Origin of the sequence: Bacillus sp. PS217 (assembly GCF_037963535.1) — a bacterium.
Taxonomy (GTDB): Bacteria; Bacillota; Bacilli; order Bacillales; family Bacillaceae; genus Bacillus; species Bacillus subtilis.
In genome coordinates, this window is the sequence record NZ_CP150157.1 from 3,577,226 (window position 1) to 3,597,696 (window position 20,471).

Here is a 20,471-nt window from a genome sequence, read left to right on the forward strand (position 1 = left end):
TATTCTATCAAATATTAAATGGCTTGGATATCCTCAGGAGAGTTTATCTCTCTTGCGTCATCCACAGCGTGACATTCGATAGTGAAAAATCCTTTAAATAGTGGTTTACATCCACATCCAATAACCCGCTGATTAGATGCATCGACCTTTTTATATCTGTCAGATTAATTCCTAATCGCTTATGGTTTTTCATTAAGTAGTTAAAATAATGTTTGGCGCATTCCTCATTAATGTCATTTACTGATTCGACATTGGTGTAATTGACCAAATATCTGCTGAACAGCATAAGAAGACTTAGTGCTTTTGTAGCTGAAAATGTTACGTCTTGTGTTCTGTCTTTTAATTGTTCCACTAATTCATAATATTTTTTTTCACGCACAATACTTGCCCTCTTCAATTGTGAACCCCCATTTTCTTTATACAGATAAGCACGGGCCAGTATAAGCAGCAGTACTGGAGTGCTAACAAGCATTCTCGCTAACGTTACTCTTTAAATACCTGTCGTTCAGCTGCCATTAACCTGATTACTGTTCTTTTTAGAACCTTCTTATATTGTATGAAGTAAACAAAGACTAGGCAACTTGCAAAAGTTTCATTTTAAATGCATATTAACTCGTTAGAAAGTCTCTCTCATATATTGATATCGGGTAATAACAGTCCTTTATAAATGTTTATTTGTGAAAATTTTTTTAATTTCTTGTCAAAAACTCATTTTTTATGTGACTTATGATCCATAATCTCTTTAAGCACAAAGAAACAGGAGATGGAATACCATCTCCTTTAATTGACAAATAATGATTTCAATGCTGTTTGAAGCTGCAAATCATTTTTTTCATCTGATTTTTTCTTTTCTATCTGCTGATTTAATGTCTCTGCAGTGCGAGTGTCGATCACACCGGTTTTATTCAGCTTGTTTTGATCCTGAAAAGCCATAACCGCTTTTTTCATGTCTTTGCTGAAATAGCCATCCTCACGTCCCGGATCAAAGCTGAGACCTTTTAACAATACCTGCGCATGCTTGACGTCTTCATTGTTCATGTCCACTTTAAGCGGCTCTTTCAGCTGTAAGGGCCCGGCAGAAAAATAATCGGGCTGCTTAATCGCAATGGTCGGTTCAATTCCTTTCTTATGAATCCAATTTCCATTTGGCGTCAGCCACTTGTAAAGCGTTAATTTGATGTTGCTGCCGTCCCCCATTGGCACAGCCTGTTGAACCGTTCCCTTTCCAAAAGACGTATCGCCTACAACATCATAATGGCCAGCTTCCTTTAATGCGCCGGCAAGAATTTCTGATGCAGAGGCACTTCCTTTATCCGTAATCACATTGACAGGGTACGCTTTTTTATGGGTCAATGTTGAAAAATAACGTTTTTTATCTCCATTGCGTTCAGCAATCTGAATATACGGCTGGTCCTTTGTAACGAAATGCTTAAGAATTTCTTCCACACTTTGAAGATATCCGCCCGGGTTGCCGCGTACATCAATGACAAGTCCTTCTATTTCTTTTTTCTCAAGCTCCCTCAGCGCTTTTGCAAAATCCTCTGCGGTGTGCTCAGAAAAAGTAGAGATGGCGATATATCCGACAGAATGCTCCTGTACTTTTTTCTCTGATGCAAAAACCGTTTCGAGCGGAATCTCAGCTCTCTTGATCCGGAATGACAGCTGCTTCTTCGTTCCAGGCCGCTGAATCTTCATTGAAACGCTGGACCCTTTTTTTCCTCTTATTTTTAACACAGCGTGGTTTAAATCCTTGCCAGCCATCGATTCTCCATTGATGCTGATAATTTCATCATTAGGCTTCAACCCGGCTTTTTCCGCTGGCGATTTCTTGAATGGGGAAACAATAATAATTTTGCCGTCTTCCATGCCAACCTCAGCCCCGATGCCTTCAAATGAGGAATCAAGAGAATCAGAAAATTGCTTAGCTGTCTGCTTGTCCATGTAAACAGAATAAGGATCATTTAGCGTAGACAGCATTCCCTGGATGGCTCCCTCGAGCAGCTTTTCTCTATCTACTTTTTCTACGTACTCATTCGAAATTAACTCATACGCTTTTTCGATTTTGTCCATAGCTTTATCCCGTTCAGAGTCAGCTTGTGCCGTCGCGGGAACTGCTGCAGTCTGGGGCTTATCCATCTCAAGCAGGTTGATTCCCGCATATACACCGGCGCCTCCGAACAGCATGCTCCCTGCTGCTATCACAGCCATTATTTTTTGATTCATCCTTTACTCCTCCTGTATGCCAGACTGTCTTTACCAAAACCTAGAGATAGTATATGTAAAGGATGGAGATTTCATGTAATCATAGAAGAAAAAGAAGGCAAATGAAAAGCCGTCCCGAAAACGGAACGGCTTTTTCACTTTATACTCGCAAAAACTTGCGGATGGAAGTCAGACTTCCCCATACTCCAATTACTGCGCCGATTGCAATCAGCACTAGCGAAACTTGGAATACAAATGGATTATAAGGAAGAAGAGAGACAAATGATCCTTGAACCTTTGGAACGACCCATCCGATGACGTATTGGTAAGTGCTCAGCACCAGTGCAATCGGAATCACAGAACCGAATACGCCTAGCAGCAATCCTTCAAGGAAAAACGGCCAGCGGATAAACCAGTTTGTCGCGCCGACAAGCTTCATGATTTCAATTTCTTTTCTTCTTGCGAAAATTGTAATTTTAATGGTGTTGGAAATTAAGAACATCGCCGTAAATACCAGGCCGATAATTAACGCGATTCCGATGTTGCGGGAAACGCCGACCACTTTAAACAAACGGCTGACCTCTTCTTTTCCATAAGTGACTTTATAAACATGATCCATTTTTTCGATCTTTTTCGCCACGTTCGGCGTATCATGCGGATCTGTCGTTTTGACGACAAACGCATCATTAAGCGGGTTTTCCTGATCCTTCATTGTCAGGGATTTTCCGCTGTCACCAAAACTGTCAACCAGCTGGTCAAGCTCTTTTTCTTTAGATGAAAAAGTGACACTCTGAATGCCCTTCAGTTCCTTAATATCGTTCTGAAGCTTGTCCTGTGCCTTCTGATCTGCAGTCAGATCAACCAGCACTTTGATTTCGACTTGTTTTTCTGCATTCGTGGCCATGTTATTCAAATTCAGCATAATCACTAAAAACACGCCGACTAAAATCAGCGTAACGGTTACAGCACTAATGGATGCAAATGTCATCCATGTGTTTCTCCCGAGAGATTTAAAACTCTCACGCAAGTGGCGCCCGAGAATTTTAATCATATGAACCATACTCCCCTCTTGACTCATCACGCACAATGATACCATCTTCGATTGCAATGACACGTTTCTTCATGGTGTTTACGATTTCTTTATTATGTGTCGCCATCACGACTGTTGTCCCGCGGTTGTTAATTTCCTCCAGCGTCTTCATGACTTCCCAAGACGTATCCGGATCAAGGTTTCCTGTCGGTTCATCAGCAATGACAACATCAGGGTTGTTCACAATTGATCTTGCAATAGATACACGCTGCTGCTCCCCGCCTGAAAGCTGGTCAGGAAATTGTCGCGCTTTATGCTTCAGCTGCACGAGATCAAGCACTTCAAGCACCCGTTTCTTAATGACAGACGGCTGTTCTCCAATCACTTCAAGGGCAAATGCCACATTTTCAAAAACAGTAAGTTTCGGAAGAAGCTTGAAATCTTGAAAGACAACGCCTATTTTTCGGCGCACGAAAGGAATCTCTTTTTCTTTAATTGTCGCGAGATCTTTATGATTGATTAAAATTTGTCCTTTTGTCGGTTTTTCTTCTCTGTAAATCATTTTAATAAAAGTAGATTTACCTGCTCCGCTCGGACCAACAACATACACAAACTCGCCGGGATGAATGGTAACAGAAATCCCATTGAGCGCTTTTACGCCGTTCGGATAGGCTTTATATACTTCCTTCATCTCTATCATGAAATCACCTAATCTTTTATATCATTTTATCTATCACACGGTCATACTCTTCGAATGCATTCGACAATTTATGACCCATTCATTTGTAAAAAGATGAAAAATCTGAAAGTTCCCTTTTTCAATACACTTCATTATACGTCAAATTTAGACATAATACTATTACAGTTTCTTTTCATTCATATTGTCAAGGCATAAAAACATCCTTGCCAGCACTCGGCAAGGATGTTTTTATCTTACTTTTTTTCTGACAGCCATTTGGCAATAACAGCGGCTTCGTTATCCTCTACAAGCCCCTTTGGCATATTGCCGCGGCCGTTTTTAATAATGCTTTCAATTTTGTGTTCATCGTATTTGCCTCCGACCTCTTGGAGATTAGGCCCTGACACACCTTCTAAATCCTTGCCGTGGCAGCCTACGCAGCTTTGCTGATATAATTCTTCCCCTTCAGATGCAGTGGCTTCCGTCTTGCTGCCAGTGTCTGTCTTCTCTTCTTTTGCATCGTTTGATCCGCAGGCAGCCAACAGAACAGAAAGCGCAAATCCAATCATTAGTATCGATAACTTTGATTTCATGTTGAGAAGCACAACTCCTTTACGATCTCTTCCATATTATAACCTCGTTTAAGCGCGTTTGAAACCCTCGCCCAGCACCTCGCTCGCGTCTGCTACAATCACAAAAGCTGACTCATCAATCTGTTTGACGATTTGTTTCAATTTGGTGAATTCAGTTTGCCCAACCACGCACATTAAAATCGGACGGTCATCGTCAGTATATCCGCCGACTGCAGAAATTTTTGTCACGCCTCTGTCAATCTTCTGTAAGACAGCCTCCTTGACAGCCTGCTCCTGCTTTGTAATGATGAGCGCCATTTTTGAACGATTAAAGCCGACTTGCACAACATCAATGGTTTTGCTGGACACATAGACGCCAAGCATGGCATATAAGCCTTGCTCAATATTAAATACAATCATAGCCGTAACAACGATCATTCCGTCAATGATGGCGAGACACTTCCCCAATGACAGACCGGAGTACTTATGAATGATCTGTGCAGCCAAGGCTGTTCCTCCCGTCGATCCTTTCCCTAAGTACACAATACCAATTCCGATACCTATCCCGACACCGCCAAAAATCGCCGCCAAGAGTTCATGATGAGTGGCGGGCTGAATATCCCTTGTCAGAAACACTACTAGCGGCAAAAACACAGAACCTGCAAGCGTCTTTAGTCCAAATTTCCCGCCGAGCAAAATGACGCCAGCAATAAATAAAGGGATATTAATAATCCACTGTACATACGCTGCTTCAAAACCATATGATTGTAAAATCGTACTGATCCCGCTGACACCGCCGGCGGCAATCTTGTTCGGAAGCAAAAATACATTAAAGGACACGGCCGTAATCGCTGCTCCTAACAATATGTATACATAATCCCGCAAAATCCACAATGTTTTATTCCGTACGTCCATCATATATCCTCCGTTTCTTCCAATGCTCTCCGATAGCATTTTAATCCTTCCCTGATTAGATGTAAATAACACCCAAATAAAGTGGTAATATGCTAAAGCAGCAGTGAAATCAAGGATATAAGGAATAAAAAAAACACACCCGTATGCATCAGGTGTGTTTTTCAGCTTATGAAAGCTTAGAACGCAGGTAGGCATCAATAAACGTATCAATGTCACCATCCATTACAGCTTGAACGTTCCCCATTTCTGTATTGGTCCGATGGTCTTTTACCATGGAATACGGATGGAATACATAAGAACGGATTTGGCTGCCCCAGCCGATTTCTTTTTGTTCACCGCGAATTTCATCCAGCTCTGCCTGCTGCTCTTCAATTCTGCGCTGATACAGCTTGGCCTTCAGCATTTTCATGGCTCTTTCACGGTTTTTAATTTGTGAGCGCTCCGTTTGGCATGTCACAACTACGTTCGTCGGCAAGTGAGTAATCCGAACAGCTGAATCCGTCGTATTGACGTGCTGTCCGCCCGCGCCGCTTGCACGGTACGTGTCAACTTTAATATCCTCCGTACGAATATCAATATCAATTTCATCGTTAAATTCAGGCATGACTTCACATGAAACGAAAGATGTGTGGCGGCGGCCTGATGAGTCAAATGGTGAGATCCGCACAAGACGATGGACACCTTTTTCTGCTTTGAGATACCCGTAAGCGTTGTGTCCTTTGATGAGCAATGTCACTGACTTGATTCCCGCCTCGTCACCTGGAAGGTAATCGAGTGTTTCTACTTTAAAGCCGCGGCGCTCTCCCCATCTTGTATACATTCTAAGAAGCATAGAGCCCCAGTCCTGTGACTCTGTACCGCCAGCACCAGGGTGCAGTTCTAAAATCGCGTTATTTTTATCATACGGCTCGCTGAGAAGAAGCTGAAGCTCAAACTCATTGAACTCTTTTGTTAATGATTTTAGTTCTTTTTCAAGCTCAAGCTGGAGATCAGTGTCCGGCTCTTCTTTCAAAAGATCATGAGTCATTTGTAATTCTTCGTGGGATTCATTCAATTTTTTATACGAATTGACATAATCCTTTAAACCGTTTGCTTCATTTATAACCGTTTGAGCTTTTTGCTGATCATTCCAGAATTCCGGATCAGCCATTTGTTCATCTAGCTCAGCAATGCGGGCCTCCTTTGATTCGAGGTCAAAGAGACCCCCTAAAGTCCGCTAAACGAGAAGCCATATTTTCGAGCTCTGCTCTAATTTCTGATAATTCCATTTCATTCACCTCATTAAAAGATCCGCAGGCGCCTGCAGGCGCCGCGGTCGGTAAACTTGCCGGGGCGAACTATTCAGTACGGCCGCAGCAATTTTTGTATTTTTTCCCGCTTCCGCAGTGGCATGGGGCATTTCGGCCGATATCAACCACTTTGCGAACCGGTGCTTTCTTTGCTTTTTTGTTATCATCGCCTTCTTGCGGCTGATGGGCTGTGGTTTGGCCTTGTACAACCTCTTCTCGCTCCAGATTGTTTTCAATCTCAGCTTTCATCACAAATTTTGCGACTTCGTCCTCAATTGATTCAATCATATGCTCAAACATCGCAAAGCCTTCCATTTGATACTCACGAAGCGGGTTCGTCTGCGCATAAGCACGAAGGTGAATCCCTTGGCGAAGCTGATCCATCGCATCGATATGATCCATCCATTTGGAATCAACGGCCCGAAGCACGATAACTTTCTCGAATTCACGCATTTGTTCTTCGCCGAATTTTTCTTCTTTTTCATCATATTTGGTCATGATGCGGTCCATGATGAGCTCATGCATTTCATCCGGCTCTTTGCCGAAGATGTCGCTCTTCTCAAGTGCGCCTTCATCAAGATAAGTCGTGTTGACAAGCTCAACTAGACCGTCAAGCTTCCACTCCTCAGGAAGCTCTTCTCTTGGCGTATAGGCTGCAATTGCGCGTTCGAGAGAAGACTTGATCATATTTTCAACGATTTCACGCAGGTTTTCAGAGTCAATGACTTCAAAGCGCTGCTTATAGATGACCTCACGCTGCTGGCGGAGAACATCATCATATTGCAGAAGCTGTTTACGCGAATCGAAGTTATTGCCTTCGACGCGTTTTTGAGACGATTCTACCGCGCGAGATACCATTTTGCTTTGGATTGGAGTAGAGTCGTCCATGCCGAAGCGGTCCAGCATCGCCATTGTCCGCTCAGCTCCGAATCTGCGCATCAATTCATCTTCCATAGAAAGATAAAATTGAGTAATCCCCGGGTCTCCCTGACGTCCGGAACGACCTCGAAGCTGATTGTCAATCCGGCGTGATTCATGTCGTTCTGTTCCGACAACAGCGAGCCCGCCAAGCTCTTTTACACCTTCGCCAAGCTTAATGTCCGTTCCGCGCCCCGCCATGTTAGTCGCAATCGTAACTGCGCCTTTTTGGCCGGCCTCTTCAATGATCTGCGCTTCACGTTCATGGTTTTTGGCATTTAACACTTGATGCGGAATTCCTTTGTTTTTAAGCAGCTTAGAAATCAATTCAGATGTTTCAACGGCAACCGTACCGACGAGAACAGGCTGTCCCGTCATGTAACGCTGTGCGACCTCCTCCGCAACTGCCTTAAACTTTCCTTCCATCGTGCGGTAAATTAAATCCGGTCGGTCATCACGGACAACAGGCCTGTTGGTAGGGATCGTAACAACCTGCATGTTGTAGATGTTGCGGAATTCTTCTTCCTCTGTCTTAGCTGTACCCGTCATACCGGCAAGTTTTTCGTACATCCGGAAGTAGTTTTGGAACGTAATCGTCGCCAAGGTCATGCTTTCGTTTTGAATCTCAAGCCCTTCCTTCGCTTCAATCGCTTGGTGAAGCCCCTCACTGTAGCGGCGGCCTTTCATCAGACGTCCCGTGAAGGAATCAACAATAACAACCTGTCCGTCTTCCACTACATAGTCAACGTCCTTTTGCATCGCAACGTGAGCTTTTAAGGCCTGGTTGATATGGTGGTTGAGCGCGACATGCTTCACATCAAAGAGGTTATCGATGCCGAATGCTTTTTCCGCCTTCGTCATTCCTTCTTCAGTAAGCTGTACAGCTTTTGTTTTGATATCGTACGTGTAATCCTTCTCCGCTTTTAACGTGCGGACAAAAGCATTTGCCTGTACGTACAGCTTAGTGGATTTGGCAGCTTGTCCAGAAATGATAAGCGGTGTTCTTGCTTCATCAATTAAAATAGAGTCAACTTCATCTATTACCGCAAAATGAAGCGGGCGCTGAACCATCTGCTCTTTATAAAGAACCATATTGTCACGCAAATAGTCGAAGCCAAGCTCGTTGTTTGTGGAGTAAGTAATGTCAGCGGCATAAGCTTCCCGTTTTTCGTCTTTTGACATTGAGTTTAAATTCAAACCGACAGTCAGACCGAGAAACTCGAAAATTTTCCCCATCTGCTCAGCGTCACGGCTTGCCAAGTATTCGTTGACAGTCACGACGTGTACGCCTTTACCGGTTAACGCATTTAAATAAACAGGCAAGGTAGACGTTAATGTTTTCCCTTCCCCCGTTTTCATTTCCGCTATATTTCCGTCATGAAGCGCCACGCCCCCCATGAGCTGGACTTTAAACGGAAACATGCCTGTTACGCGGCGTGAAGCTTCTCGAACAACAGCGAAAGCTTCAACAAGAAGATCATCCGTTGTCGCCCCTTTTTCAAGACGCTCTTTAAATTCAATTGTTTTATGTTTCAATGCGTCGTCAGAGAGATTTTCATAGTCTCCGCGAATCGCATCAATATCGTTAGCAATTTTTTCGTATCTATTCAGCGTACGTTTTGTTGGATCAAACATTTTATTTAAAATTCCAAGCATTTATAACGCTCCTCTATCATCACATGCCTATTTTAGAGGCATGTATAAATAATTTACTAGTCCATGTATACCTCTCATTATCATATCATACCTTTTGTTATTTCCAAAGAATTTGCAAATAAGAAAAACAAAAACCTTCCGCGGACATCACGGAAGGCTTCTCTTCATTATTCAGTCGGTTCAATTAAGCCATATTTCCCGTCATTTCTGCGGTACACGACATTTGTAAGGTTTGTTTCCGCATTTGTGAAAACAAAGAAATTATGGCCGAGCATATTCATTTGCAAGATAGCTTCTTCACTATCCATCGGCTTTAAATTAAAGCGTTTCTGACGGACGATGTCCAAGCTCTCCTCCTCTTCTATGTCATCCTGAACCGCAATATCTGTATCAGAGCCAAGACCGTTTGCCAATAAATATTTTGGAGAGCCCTGCTCACGGAATTTACGGTTTACTTTCGTTTTATGCTTACGGATTTGACGTTCCAGTTTGTTTGTTGCGAGATCAATTGCGTTGTACATATCCTCGTTATGCACCTCGGACCGAAGCGCCAGATCTGTCATCGGAATCGTAACCTCAACCTTAGACTCCTTGTCATTGTAAAACTTCAAGTTGACGTTCACATCAGCATCCACGCTATGGTCAAAATAGCGCTCCAGCTTGCCGATCTTCCTCTCGACATGATCCTTTAACGCGGGTGTCACTTCAATATTTTCTCCTCTGATGTTATAGTTCATCAAAGAACGCCTCCCTTTTATTAAGGATATGTATCTATTTCTCTTTTACCCTTTACAATTCCTGCTGAAACATAAATCTTTTGTGAAAATTCAGTGAACTTTGTCGAATTTTGTTTGTATTTGCTCTGTTATTGGCGGTTCGGAGGTATATGTATATGCTGATTGAACGAAACAAATACCTCACACACGCCTAATTGATTAAAAAGGGTTCCATACATTGATGAATAGACAGCATCCATTTTCTATAATGAATCAGAAAATGTTCCTTTAAATACTCACAGAACTCATGAGAGGGAAAAGAGAAAGAGACCAATTGATCAAACTCCGCAAAAATTTGGTCAAATGCTTTCACACAAATTTCAGCACACCGCGAATCCATAATGAAGAGAAGTGTTGAATGTGTTGAATCCAAATAAAAAAAGGCTTGGATCAGATCTTGGTAGATCCGATCCCCTTCTGTTTTTGATAAATTCTCTTCAGCCTCTATCAAATAACACAACCCCTCTTCGATGGTAAAAAGAAGATGATAATAAGCTGATAAAAGCGTATAATCTTCAATGCTCTTCAAGGCACTCACCTATTTACGCTTGTCATAATATGTGCCGTCAATCGTAATGTTGTTATAAGGGTTTAAATACGTCGTATGCATCACACGTTTTCTTTTCATCTGCTGAAGTTCTGTTGCGATTGACTGCTTCAGTCTTTCCATTTCCTTCACAATCAGCTGATCCCATGTCAAAATAAGTTTCATCTGCTTTCGCTCTTCTTCTGAAAGCGGCAGAGATATCTCCTGAATCAGTTCAGACCGTGTAGCCACAAAGTCTTCAATTTGCTTTAAAAGTTCATCGCTTTCCGGCGTATTTTGTATGTGTGACAGCATACTCTTCGTCTCAGTGTATAGTTGATCTATATTATTCATGCGATCCCGCCTGATCCGTGCCGGTCCTTCCGCTCACTTTGAATGGCTTGTTTCCAAGCATCGCGAAAATCTGTTACATAACCTTCAACCTCAGCCAGCATGCCCGTATCATTTTTGATATTTGCCTGTACCAATCTGCGATACATATAATCGTACATCGCACCCATAGAAGCGGAAAGCTCTATGTTACGGTTAAGTGTAAAATTTAATTCCTGAATAATATTTTGCGCTTTAATCAGATTTTCATTTTTACGTTCCATATCATCATTCTCAATGGCCTGAGCGGCAAGTCTTATAAATTTCAAACAGCCATTATACAGCATAAGCGTCAGCTCCCCGGGTGTAGCCGTATTCACTGAATTTTGCTGATAGGCTGTATATGGATTTTGGATCGCCATGTGTCATCCTCCAAATTACATTTATTGTACAAGAAGCTGTGATAAATAGGACGCTTGTTCGTTCATTTTTTGAATCGCAGAATCCATTGCACTGAATTTTGAATAATAGCGGTTTTCTATTGTGGTCAACCGGTCCTGCATTTTGGTAATATCAGTGCTGATCGTGTTTAAATTTTTACCGATTGAATAATCATTGGTTCCCATTGTCGAGTTGCCGGCTTTTGCTTCAATGCTCTTCACCGTACTTTTCAGGGTGTCACCGATGCGTTTCATAATCCCTTTATCACTATAGGCGCTGCTGTTCGACCCACTTGTAAATAAAGCGGCAACGCTTTGCGGATCTTCTTGTATTTTGGCTTTCAGTTTGTCTTCATTAATCTCTAAATGCCCCCGCATTTGGTAAGCACTTGAGGTTGTTATGCCGAATTCTGTCAATTGATAGGTTTTCCCATCCGCATTAACTTGAGTATAAAAGTCAGTCCGCATTTGGTTCGTGCCGGTGCTGATGCTGGAATCATTTCTAAGCAATCCGCTTTTCGCCTTCTCCTCCCAGAGCTCTACCTCTTTATCGGACATGGCTTCTTTTTGTTCACTTGTCAACGGAGTATAGTCTCGGTATTTTTCTTCTTTCAGCTTTTCATTCAGGCTGTCAACCATTTCATTGTATTTATCTACAAACTCTTTGATTTGGTTATAAATCCCGTCAACATCAGTAGAAACAGATGTGGTAACAGGGCCTGTGGCTGCAGTTGTATTTTTAATCGAGTAAGTAACACCATTCACCGTGAAATTGTTTGTCAGCTTCTCCATTTCAAAGCCGTTGATTGTGACTTTGGCATTTGTGCCTTCTTTGTAAGCAGTGAGCTTATTATCAGCATCCAAAGAAAAACCAAGCTGACCGGACATAAAGTCAGCTGTAGCAGAGTCTGCTGCCTGTATACTGCCCCCTGCACCTGTTGCTTTAGAAGAAAACGCAATTGTTTCTACGTACTCTGTACCATTCCAAATTTTATCTTTAAAAGCTGATACTCCTAGATCTGAGCTGTTAAGTTTAGAAATCACATTATCAATCGTATCGGCGCTCGTCACACTAATGTTCACTGTTTTTGCCGTTGTTTCGCCAGGCGCAACAACGTTAAATGCCAAATTGTAATCGCCTTGAGTGTATCCCGTATAATTGTTTGCCTTATACGTTGCTGCGGTTGCCAAGCTCGCCACTTCAACAGTAGAAGAAGAGTTTGGTGCACTTGCGCTTCCTGTAGCAGTTAACACAGACTCATTAGAGCTTGTCACAGTTTTGCTCTGATACGTGCTAGGATATGTCAACGTATTTTTAGACATATAATCTTGCAATTCTTTTATTTTTGTATTGACTTCACGATAGCTGTCACGCTGCCATTCAAGAGTCTGCTTTTTTTGCTTCAGCTTATCAAGCGGGGCTCTTTCTGTCTGCATCAGCTTTGATACAATATCATCTATATCCATTCCTGACGCCAAACCTGTTATTCTTGTGACCATCTCAAACCACTCCTATTCTACTTTTTTTCATCTACAAATAACCCAAGAAATTCAGTCATAGCCGCATAAAAATCAAGCCACCGTTTTGGTGGAATTTCGCGGATCACTTCATTTGTAGAGTCCTCTATTACCTTTACATAGTATTCATTTAACTTGTCATGAAGCTCGAACTTCAGATGAACTTGCGAAGGTTCCAAAAGCTTGTTCATTTCCCCCACCATTTCAGCAAGATTGGTATCTGAAACTTGATGAACAGGAACCTCGTTATCATTATCTTTCTGATTATGTATTTGAGTATCATAACGATCCCAAACAGGTTGTAACGTAGTGAGCCTTTCAATGTTCAATTGATCATCCCCTATGCCCCAATCTATCGTTTATATCGACTAAATGGAGATAAGATTACACATATTTTTGGAAAAAAATCTTCTGTTTTAGATTTCTTGTTTGGAAATACATTTATAAAAAGTTAGTGGAGAATCCGGTTATTATATCATGAGTTAGTGACAGGATGAGGAATGATTCGGAGATAGAAATATAAATTAAAAGACCCTGGCAACGCCAAGGTCTTTTTTAAAATTAACGTAACAATTGAAGTACGTTTTGTGGCTGTTGGTTTGCTTGAGCAAGCATCGCTTGAGAAGCCTGAGAAAGAATGTTGTTCTTTGTGAACTCGCTCATCTCTTTAGCCATGTCAACGTCACGGATACGAGACTCAGCAGCAGTCAGGTTTTCACCAGAAGCGCTCAAGTTGTTGATTGTGTGCTCTAGACGGTTTTGTACCGCACCAAGTTTAGCACGTTGAGTTGACACTGCGTTAATAGCCTCATCAATACCTTTTAGTTGATTGTCAAAAGAAGTAGTAGCAAAATCTGTTACGTCAAGTTTATCAACTGTAACAGTAGTACCTAGAGCAGCTGCTCCCATGTCAGCGATTTTAACGTTAAGCTGTTGGCCTGCATTTGCGCCAATTTGGAATGTAAATCCAGTAGTAGCGGAAGATCCGTCTAATAACTTTTTACCGTTAAATTCAGTGCGATCGGAAATGCCATCAACTTCCTCAATAAGCGCATCCATTTCATCTTTAATTGCACCAAGATCTTCTGCTTGTTGTGTACCTGTGTTTCCTGCTTGAACAGTAAGTTCACGCATACGTTGAAGAATCGCATGAGTTTCAGTCAATGCACCCTCAGCTGTTTGGATAAGAGAGATTCCGTCTTGAGAGTTTTTAGAAGCCATTTCAAGACCTCTGATTTGTCCTCTCATTTTTTCAGAGATCGCAAGACCTGCTGCGTCATCTCCCGCACGGTTGATGCGAAGACCTGAAGAAAGTTTCTCCATGTTTTTTTGTGATGCACCGTTGTTTGAAGACAAACGGTTCAGTGTGTTAAGTGCTGCGATATTGTGGTTAATTCTCATTGTTTTGTTCCTCCCTGAATATGTTGTTAAGGCACGTCCTTGTGCCCTTATTTTGTAACTGGCGGAGTCTTTTGCGCCTCCTCCCGGCTACATCATTAATATCGGATTGTCTCTGATTTTGTTAATACAAAAATAAAAAAATCCTCACTTTTTTTGTGAGGATAATGTGGAGATCACATCGCTGGATAACGCTGCTGCACGATTATTTTCTTCCTGAATGGTCAAGTAAATTTCTTTCCTGTGAATATCAATATGCTTTGGGGCGTCAATTCCAAGCTTCACTTGATCCCCTTCAACCGCAATCACTTTTACTTCAATATCAGCACCTATTTGAATCGCTTCGCTTATTTTCCGCGATAAAACTAGCATGATTCTCCTCCAATCGGATGCTTTGTCGTATATGAGGAGTCGTGTAAAACGACTTGCTTAGCCATCATGTTCTTGCGATTCACAATAATGGGAGCCAATAAATTAGCAGTAGATTTTTCGAATGGCTCTGCCATGGTCAATATTGTCATGACTTCTACGTCTTGAATATTATCGATATCCAAAAGTTCAGCAGTTGATTCATCAAGGTCAAATTCATAATTCTTAAAAAAGATAAACGGACTTACAACGATGAACGCAAGATTTTCTGAAGTGACGGACTGCAGTGCCACGAATGGAGAGTCTTCTGAAAGCGGAAGTATGACAAATTGTTTTTCTTCTAAAAAGCCTGGAATCCCGCTTTCAAAAAGAATGATTTGTTCTTCTTTTATGTTCATTTGGCCATGGTACTTCGTATGAATGATCATTGTTCACGATCCTTTTCTTTTTACTTTTCGGGTGATTCTTTCGGGTATTCTACATCTATATTTAAATCAGAGTATTGGAGCATGTCAACCTTAACATTTCCTGGCGTATATTCAACAATTGGCTTATGCGGCTCAGCTTGAATAACAGGCTTTCGCGGCGTAATCTGAACATCAAGCTGTGACGGAGTATATTGTATTTTCACCCTAGATAGAGAAGGAGCATAATTTTCGCCTAATTGAATTTGGTGCATCTCAGAGTTCCTCCTTGCTTGCGAAGCGATTGGGTTCCCTTTATTTTCAATTCTCATAAGCTCGTCGCCTTCTTCTGCCGTGCGCGCTATTCCCTTCATTACATCCTCATGCCCTTGTTGGGCGGCTTCTTCAATTCTCTTGAAAACATGCTTTCTGTCTAATTCTTCCCATGCTTGTGTCTGGTCAATCGTGAGTTTTCCAGGTGTCACCGATATTTCCATTTCCGCACTCGGCTGTTCGATCTCTAGATCAGCTTGAGGCTGCTCCATTTTTAAGCTGGCAGGCGTCGTTGTTAAACCAATTTTTCCTTGAACACTATGCATAATCAATCTGGGAATCTGCATCACTCTACCTCCTGAACTATAAAAAAAGCGAACTCCTGAGAGCCGCTTACTTTAAAAAGTCAATCAATGTAGGCTGAACAATTTGCGCATTAACGGCCAGAGTAGCCCTGTGCACACTTTGCTGCGCAATAAATTCAGTTATTACTTCTTCCAGTTCTACATCTTCATTGTCTGATAACACTTTGGTAGCTGTTTCTTCTTGCGCTGACAGTCTTGTATTAACCAGTTCAAGACGATTATATCTCGCTCCAAGATCAGATCGTTCAGCACTCATGCCGTCAGAAAAATGATCAATATCATTTAAAACACTGTCCATGCCATCTAGCGAACCAGAATTTAGTGCTTTCTCAAAAGAATCAAGCATTTCAAATACATTCTGCCCGCTTTCAGAAGTGCCTCCAAAAGCTGACTTTGGATCTGAATTCACTTTCAATGACATATTATTTGATATATTGACTACGACATCAGCTGTATCAGAAATTGTATAAGTTCCGTCTCCGTTATCTGTAACCGGAGGCTTATCTGAATTTGTGCCATTAAAGATATATCTGCCGTTCACTTGTGTATTCGCAATATTTAAAAGCTGTTCCTTTAACTGCTTTACCTCTACGCCAATCGCTTGCCGCTCCGACTCGCCGTTTGTATCATTTTGAGCTTCAACCGCTAATTCTCTGACCTTTGACAAGATGTCAATTCCTTCTGTAATGTTTGTTTCTGTGTTTTCGAGCCAGGTAAAGGCTTGAGAAGCATTGCTTTTGTACTGCTGCACTTGAGACAGTTGCGTATTATACTTTAAGCTTTTCATTGCTACTACAGGATCGTCGGAAGCTTTTGAGATTTTTTTCCCTGAAGAAATCTGCGACTGGAGTTTATCCAGCTTCGAGTAGCTCGAACCGATATATCTCAGTGAGTTTTGCTGTATCATGCCTTGTGTTACTCTCATGTGACTCTACCTACCTTCCTCCAACACCCATGCCGTTGATCACTTTATCAAGTAATTCGTCTTGTAAAGTCACCATTCTTGCAGCTGCATTGTATGCATGTTGGAATTGAATCATATTCGTCATTTCTTCGTCTAAAGAAACTGCGCTCATTTGCTGACGGTTTATGTCAGCATCATTTAGCTGTGTTTCTGTATTAGACGCCAGTCGATTAGCCTCTTGAGCTTCGATCCCTAGCTCGCCAATCAGACCCGCATAATAATCTAAAACACTAGTTTCTTTACCGTTAATGGTTATTTTACCGGTTAAAACATTTGCTAATTTTGTAGCATTTGCGTTATCGTTGGCTGCACCAGTCAGTGAGAAAGCAATGTTTGCGCCTTTTGAATCTATTATGCTGTCAGCCACTTTGATCTTGCCCGCCGCGCCCTTGGCAGGTTCAGTTTCACCGCCAGTAAAATCAAAAAAGTCTCCGCCTTGTTCACCGCTCTTGGTCACACCATTTCTGTGCACTTCATTGAAAGCTTTCGCGAATTCAAGCGCCATATTGTCAAGATCAGAAAGCATTTCCGGGTATACGCCCTTTTCTTGGCCGTCTGCTGTTATATACCCGTAAGACTCTATAAATCCTAAAAGGGATCCCTTGCTGCTAAAGGACTCCGCCTGCACAGCTGTATCCCCGATTGAAATACTTGATACTAACCCAGTTTCATTATCATAGTTGGCTGCAAGTTCTGAAACCTCGTAATTTTTACCGTCCAAAACAGTTCCTAGCGACTGTTTATTTTTATCAAGGATTTCAATTGATACAGTTCCTTCAGCAGATGCAAGTGCATTCCCGCCTGATTTGTTGTAGCTGACTTTGATATCAACCATTGAGGATAATTTATCGATCAGCAAATCTCGCTGGTCATATAAACCATTCGGAAGAAGCCCGACCGGCTCTACTTGTGCAATTTGCTTATTTAAACTGTTTAATTGAGAAAGCAGAGAATTGACATCCAACACAGTTGTATTTAGCTCTGCTTTTAAATTCGATTGGACATTTGTAAGTGATTCAGAAATATAATTAAACGTTTCAGCTACAGCTTGTCCTTTTCGAGCAACAACAGAACGTGCACTTTCTTCATTTGTATTATTCGATAATTCCTGCAGAGAATTCCAAAACGAATTGAGCACACTGTTCAAGCCGCTGTCATCCGTTTCATTTAAAACGCCTTCCATTTGGGACAGCGCTTTGGCCTTCGTGTCATAGTATCCGGCACTGTTGTTTTGAAGACGGTATTGGTAGTCAAGAAAGATATCTCTTATTCTCTCAACTGATTTTCCTTGAACGCCCGTACCCATTTGTCCCGCTGTTTTTTCTGCGTTTTTAGATACAGCAGGGAAATAGTCGGTTGCCTCCAATGAGACCCGCTGTCTTGTATAACCATCAGTATTGGCATTTGCCACGTTATTGGCAGTAGTGCTTAAAGCTGCCTGCTGAGCGCTTAACGCCCGCCTTGCAGTTTCAAGCCCCATAAAGGTAGATGTCATTTTCTGAATTCCTTTCTGCTAAGCTTTTGAATCAAACAGTTTCATTTGGCTGCTTTTCGGCAGCTCAGCTTTAATTGATTTGCTGTAATTGAAGTTATTTTCCTTAGGAACCAGCATATCGTACGAAATAGAGATGAATTGCAGCGCGTCTCTTGTCAGCTGCCTATTCATCTCATTTACTTTTTTCAGACGTCCGAGAACTTGAGAAAGAGATTCGTATAGTTGTTCCAGCTCTTCCTTTTCACTGCCTGAGGTTTTGGCGATACATGCGGAAATGGTATTATTTTCGCTATATCCGAGAAAGGCCGAAGTTGTTTTGATCCGGTCATCTTCTGTCTGCGTGATTGCTTGAATATATTTTTGCTCTTTTGTCAAAATGTTAGAAAGCTCTTTTGTTTTGCCGGCTTTGAGCGCTTCCGTCTTTTCTTCAGACAGCGTGAGCAGGTGCTCATGCAGAACGCAAAGTCGCTTCAATTGTTCAATAATTGCCTTCGCTGACATGGGCTTTCTCCTTTTTTATTGCTTTTTATAAAAATTAATCATATTTTTCGCAATATGATTTGCGTCTACTTTGTATGACCCGTTTTCAATTTGCGCTTTAAGCTGCGCAATTTTTTCCTGTCGTGAACCAGTGACTGCGTCGGATGCATGTTGCATTTCTTTAGCCTGTGATGAAATTTCAATTTTATCTTGAGGCTGTGCAGCAGTTTTTTGCACCGCTTGCTTATCATAATTTTTTTGATATGGATTAACGGATTGTGTTCCAAATTGATTGATTTTCATAGGATTCCTCTCGCTTTCCGTTGCAGTCTTTAAACAATCTTAACCCTTTTATCGACTGCGTTTTCAGTTAGTTTAGGGAATCAGCTGTTTTTGGTATTATAGGCATAGTATGTGTCTTTTTTACTATTTTCTTTCTCGATTTTCAAAGCATCCTCGTGGTTCAAATGATCCATTTGATCCTTAATATCGGACTGGCAAGCCTTGCAGAATTTTCCTTCTCTAATCGATGTCCCGCACCTTTCACAAGGGTATGCCAAATTAGGGAGATGAGTGATCTGAATTCGCTTCTGCCTGATGAATTTCAATATCAGCTCTTCTTCCACACCTGTTTCCTCAGTTATCCGGCTCAAAGTTGATTGCCGGTTTTCCTGTTTTCTTAAAAATTTATAGACAGTCTCAAATGATTTTTCTTCTTCCTTAATACACGCCTGACATACGGTTTGCAGCTTTGTTTTTAAAAATAAAGCATTGCATTTCGGACAATTAGCCAGTTCTCCCATCTTTTTTCTCCTTATTAGATAATATGCCTGTGTCAATTTCTAGTGATTATATCGGCATAAAAACAGAATCATTTAGCTTCTGATCAAGGTAAAAGATGACACTGAAGCGGCTTTTCCTTTTTCTAATAAGCAGCGGGCTGCGAAGTGCAAGGTGGCGCCTGTTGTATAAAGATCGTCTATTAAAATGATATTCATACCTGCTGCTGAATTATTTTTTGTATCAAAAATGCGCTCTGACAGCAGGCGTTCTGTTTTCTTTTTCTTTGACTGTTTCTCATTATTCAGGCGAATGAGGGGATGGTGGGAAGGCCGGTCTAAACATTCTGCCAAGAGCTGTGCCTGGTTAAAACCGCGCTCTTCTTCCCGTTCCTTGCTCAGCGGAATAGGTACAAGAACAAAATGCTTATCGGGGTAAACCTTAGAAAAGGTTGAAGAAAAATCACTTTTAAATGCATTTATGATTTCTGCATCTCCTCTAAATTTAAAACGGGAGAGCGCTTCTTTCATCATATCATTATATGTGTAAACTGAACGGTTTTGACGCAATAGCAAACTGTCTCTGATCCTTGTTCTCCACACCTCGCAATCCCTGCATACGGCATGAACAGATTGAGGTCTGCCGCACAGGGGGCAGATATGTCCTGTGATTTTCTTTAATTTGCTTCTGCAAGAATAACAAACCTTTTCATCAGGCTTTAATAAAAAAAGGGCTCTCCATGTAACATCTTGAGAAAATTGCGAATCACATAATAAACAGATCAGTTTATGAATGCCTCCTCCTGCTTCGTTTGACATAAATCGCTTGGACTCTCTGAAACTACTGCAGCAGATTCAGCCAAAATGACAAGCATTGCTGTGTTTTTTTGTTTATCTACCAGCTCAGCTTTCGTATATGCGATCTTTTTAAGATCAGTAACGTAGGATGGACTCACTTTGTTTAAAGAAAGTGCCAATACATCGTTTTGGCATACTTGGCAAGTACAGGCCATATGAAGCTGGTCCATATATCGGTCGAGCAGTTCTTTCATTACGATTTCTTTTGAATTGACAAGCATTTTTACAGCTCCTC

Annotated in this window: 25 protein-coding genes; all 25 read right to left on the reverse strand. The window is 41.6% G+C overall.

Annotation, left to right across the window (positions count from 1 at the left end; genetic code table 11):
• Positions 1 to 43: 43 nt before the first annotated feature.
• The 25 genes from swrA to comFB all read right to left on the reverse strand — a co-directional run bounded on the left by swrA (position 44) and on the right by comFB (position 20,457).
• Positions 44 to 397 (reverse strand): swarming motility protein SwrAA, encoded by a 354-nt coding sequence (swrA, locus tag NSQ83_RS18555; protein ID WP_015251121.1) that lies wholly within the window; start codon positions 395 to 397, stop codon positions 44 to 46.
• A 383-nt stretch (positions 398 to 780) separates the two neighbouring features.
• Positions 781 to 2,223: a carboxy-terminal processing protease CtpB gene (gene ctpB / locus NSQ83_RS18560; RefSeq protein ID WP_198878464.1), complete on the reverse strand. Its 1,443-nt coding sequence runs from the start codon at positions 2,221 to 2,223 to the stop codon at positions 781 to 783.
• Positions 2,224 to 2,362: 139 nt separating this feature from the next.
• Entirely contained in the window at positions 2,363 to 3,253 is an 891-nt protein-coding gene (gene ftsX, locus NSQ83_RS18565) for a permease-like cell division protein FtsX (RefSeq protein WP_015251119.1), read from the reverse strand.
• Positions 3,246 to 3,932: a cell division ATP-binding protein FtsE gene (ftsE, locus tag NSQ83_RS18570; RefSeq protein ID WP_003228039.1), complete on the reverse strand. Its 687-nt coding sequence runs from the start codon at positions 3,930 to 3,932 to the stop codon at positions 3,246 to 3,248. Before ftsE ends, ftsX begins: the two co-directional genes overlap by 8 nt.
• A 233-nt stretch (positions 3,933 to 4,165) precedes the next feature.
• Positions 4,166 to 4,504, reverse strand: a complete 339-nt coding sequence (gene cccB, locus NSQ83_RS18575) for a cytochrome c551 (RefSeq protein ID WP_014481036.1) — start codon at positions 4,502 to 4,504, stop codon at positions 4,166 to 4,168.
• A gap of 48 nt (positions 4,505 to 4,552) precedes the next feature.
• Positions 4,553 to 5,398: a YitT family protein gene (locus NSQ83_RS18580; RefSeq protein ID WP_015483762.1), complete on the reverse strand. Its 846-nt coding sequence runs from the start codon at positions 5,396 to 5,398 to the stop codon at positions 4,553 to 4,555.
• A gap of 166 nt (positions 5,399 to 5,564) precedes the next feature.
• A protein-coding gene (gene prfB / locus NSQ83_RS18585; RefSeq protein WP_010886623.1) for a peptide chain release factor 2 occupies positions 5,565 to 6,666 on the reverse strand; the annotation gives its coding sequence in 2 pieces (ribosomal slippage) (positions 5,565 to 6,593 and positions 6,595 to 6,666; 1,101 coding nt in all).
• Between the two features lie 69 nt (positions 6,667 to 6,735).
• Complete coding sequence (gene secA / locus NSQ83_RS18590; RefSeq protein WP_339238753.1) at positions 6,736 to 9,261, reverse strand: preprotein translocase subunit SecA; 2,526 nt, start codon at positions 9,259 to 9,261, stop codon at positions 6,736 to 6,738.
• Between the two features lie 167 nt (positions 9,262 to 9,428).
• Complete coding sequence (gene hpf / locus NSQ83_RS18595; RefSeq protein WP_003228031.1) at positions 9,429 to 9,998, reverse strand: ribosome hibernation promotion factor; 570 nt, start codon at positions 9,996 to 9,998, stop codon at positions 9,429 to 9,431.
• 190 nt (positions 9,999 to 10,188) lie between these two features.
• Positions 10,189 to 10,566, reverse strand: a complete 378-nt coding sequence (locus tag NSQ83_RS18600) for a hypothetical protein (protein WP_003244377.1) — start codon at positions 10,564 to 10,566, stop codon at positions 10,189 to 10,191.
• A gap of 9 nt (positions 10,567 to 10,575) precedes the next feature.
• Positions 10,576 to 10,917 (reverse strand): flagella biosynthesis regulatory protein FliT, encoded by a 342-nt coding sequence (fliT, locus tag NSQ83_RS18605; protein ID WP_003242603.1) that lies wholly within the window; start codon positions 10,915 to 10,917, stop codon positions 10,576 to 10,578.
• Positions 10,914 to 11,315 (reverse strand): flagellar export chaperone FliS, encoded by a 402-nt coding sequence (fliS, locus tag NSQ83_RS18610; protein WP_003243747.1) that lies wholly within the window; start codon positions 11,313 to 11,315, stop codon positions 10,914 to 10,916. The genes fliT and fliS overlap by 4 nt, the downstream gene beginning before the upstream one ends.
• 21 nt (positions 11,316 to 11,336) lie before the next feature.
• The gene (locus NSQ83_RS18615; RefSeq protein WP_014481042.1) at positions 11,337 to 12,833 is read right to left on the reverse strand and encodes a flagellar hook-associated protein 2; all 1,497 of its coding nucleotides are present in this window, start codon (positions 12,831 to 12,833) and stop codon (positions 11,337 to 11,339) included.
• 17 nt (positions 12,834 to 12,850) lie between these two features.
• Positions 12,851 to 13,180 (reverse strand): flagellar protein FlaG, encoded by a 330-nt coding sequence (gene flaG, locus NSQ83_RS18620; protein WP_015714794.1) that lies wholly within the window; start codon positions 13,178 to 13,180, stop codon positions 12,851 to 12,853.
• 232 nt (positions 13,181 to 13,412) lie between these two features.
• Positions 13,413 to 14,252 (reverse strand): flagellin Hag, encoded by an 840-nt coding sequence (gene hag, locus NSQ83_RS18625; protein WP_070547858.1) that lies wholly within the window; start codon positions 14,250 to 14,252, stop codon positions 13,413 to 13,415.
• Positions 14,253 to 14,396: 144 nt separating this feature from the next.
• Positions 14,397 to 14,621 carry a carbon storage regulator CsrA gene (csrA, locus tag NSQ83_RS18630; RefSeq protein ID WP_015714796.1) on the reverse strand — a complete coding sequence of 75 codons (225 nt, stop codon included), beginning with the start codon at positions 14,619 to 14,621 and terminating at the stop codon, positions 14,397 to 14,399.
• Positions 14,615 to 15,046: a flagellar assembly protein FliW gene (fliW, locus tag NSQ83_RS18635; protein WP_003228007.1), complete on the reverse strand. Its 432-nt coding sequence runs from the start codon at positions 15,044 to 15,046 to the stop codon at positions 14,615 to 14,617. Before fliW ends, csrA begins: the two co-directional genes overlap by 7 nt.
• 20 nt (positions 15,047 to 15,066) lie before the next feature.
• Positions 15,067 to 15,642: a DUF6470 family protein gene (locus tag NSQ83_RS18640; protein ID WP_198878463.1), complete on the reverse strand. Its 576-nt coding sequence runs from the start codon at positions 15,640 to 15,642 to the stop codon at positions 15,067 to 15,069.
• Positions 15,643 to 15,688: 46 nt separating this feature from the next.
• Positions 15,689 to 16,585 (reverse strand): flagellar hook-associated protein FlgL, encoded by an 897-nt coding sequence (flgL, locus tag NSQ83_RS18645; protein ID WP_106073351.1) that lies wholly within the window; start codon positions 16,583 to 16,585, stop codon positions 15,689 to 15,691.
• 10 nt (positions 16,586 to 16,595) lie between these two features.
• Positions 16,596 to 18,119, reverse strand: coding sequence for a flagellar hook-associated protein FlgK (flgK, locus tag NSQ83_RS18650; protein WP_003228001.1), 1,524 nt, complete (start codon positions 18,117 to 18,119; stop codon positions 16,596 to 16,598).
• Positions 18,120 to 18,137: 18 nt separating this feature from the next.
• Positions 18,138 to 18,620, reverse strand: coding sequence for a flagellar protein FlgN (gene flgN, locus NSQ83_RS18655; protein WP_014481048.1), 483 nt, complete (start codon positions 18,618 to 18,620; stop codon positions 18,138 to 18,140).
• Positions 18,621 to 18,635: 15 nt separating this feature from the next.
• On the reverse strand, positions 18,636 to 18,902 hold the full coding sequence (flgM, locus tag NSQ83_RS18660) for a flagellar biosynthesis anti-sigma factor FlgM (protein WP_014478128.1): 267 nt from the start codon (positions 18,900 to 18,902) through the stop codon (positions 18,636 to 18,638).
• Between the two features lie 80 nt (positions 18,903 to 18,982).
• A complete protein-coding gene (locus NSQ83_RS18665) occupies positions 18,983 to 19,402 on the reverse strand; it encodes a TIGR03826 family flagellar region protein (protein WP_003227995.1) in 420 nt (139 codons plus the stop codon).
• A gap of 72 nt (positions 19,403 to 19,474) precedes the next feature.
• Positions 19,475 to 20,197 (reverse strand): comF operon protein ComFC, encoded by a 723-nt coding sequence (comFC, locus tag NSQ83_RS18670; RefSeq protein WP_029725992.1) that lies wholly within the window; start codon positions 20,195 to 20,197, stop codon positions 19,475 to 19,477.
• Positions 20,161 to 20,457 (reverse strand): late competence protein ComFB, encoded by a 297-nt coding sequence (gene comFB, locus NSQ83_RS18675; protein WP_015483764.1) that lies wholly within the window; start codon positions 20,455 to 20,457, stop codon positions 20,161 to 20,163. Before comFB ends, comFC begins: the two co-directional genes overlap by 37 nt.
• Positions 20,458 to 20,471 lie beyond the last annotated feature (14 nt).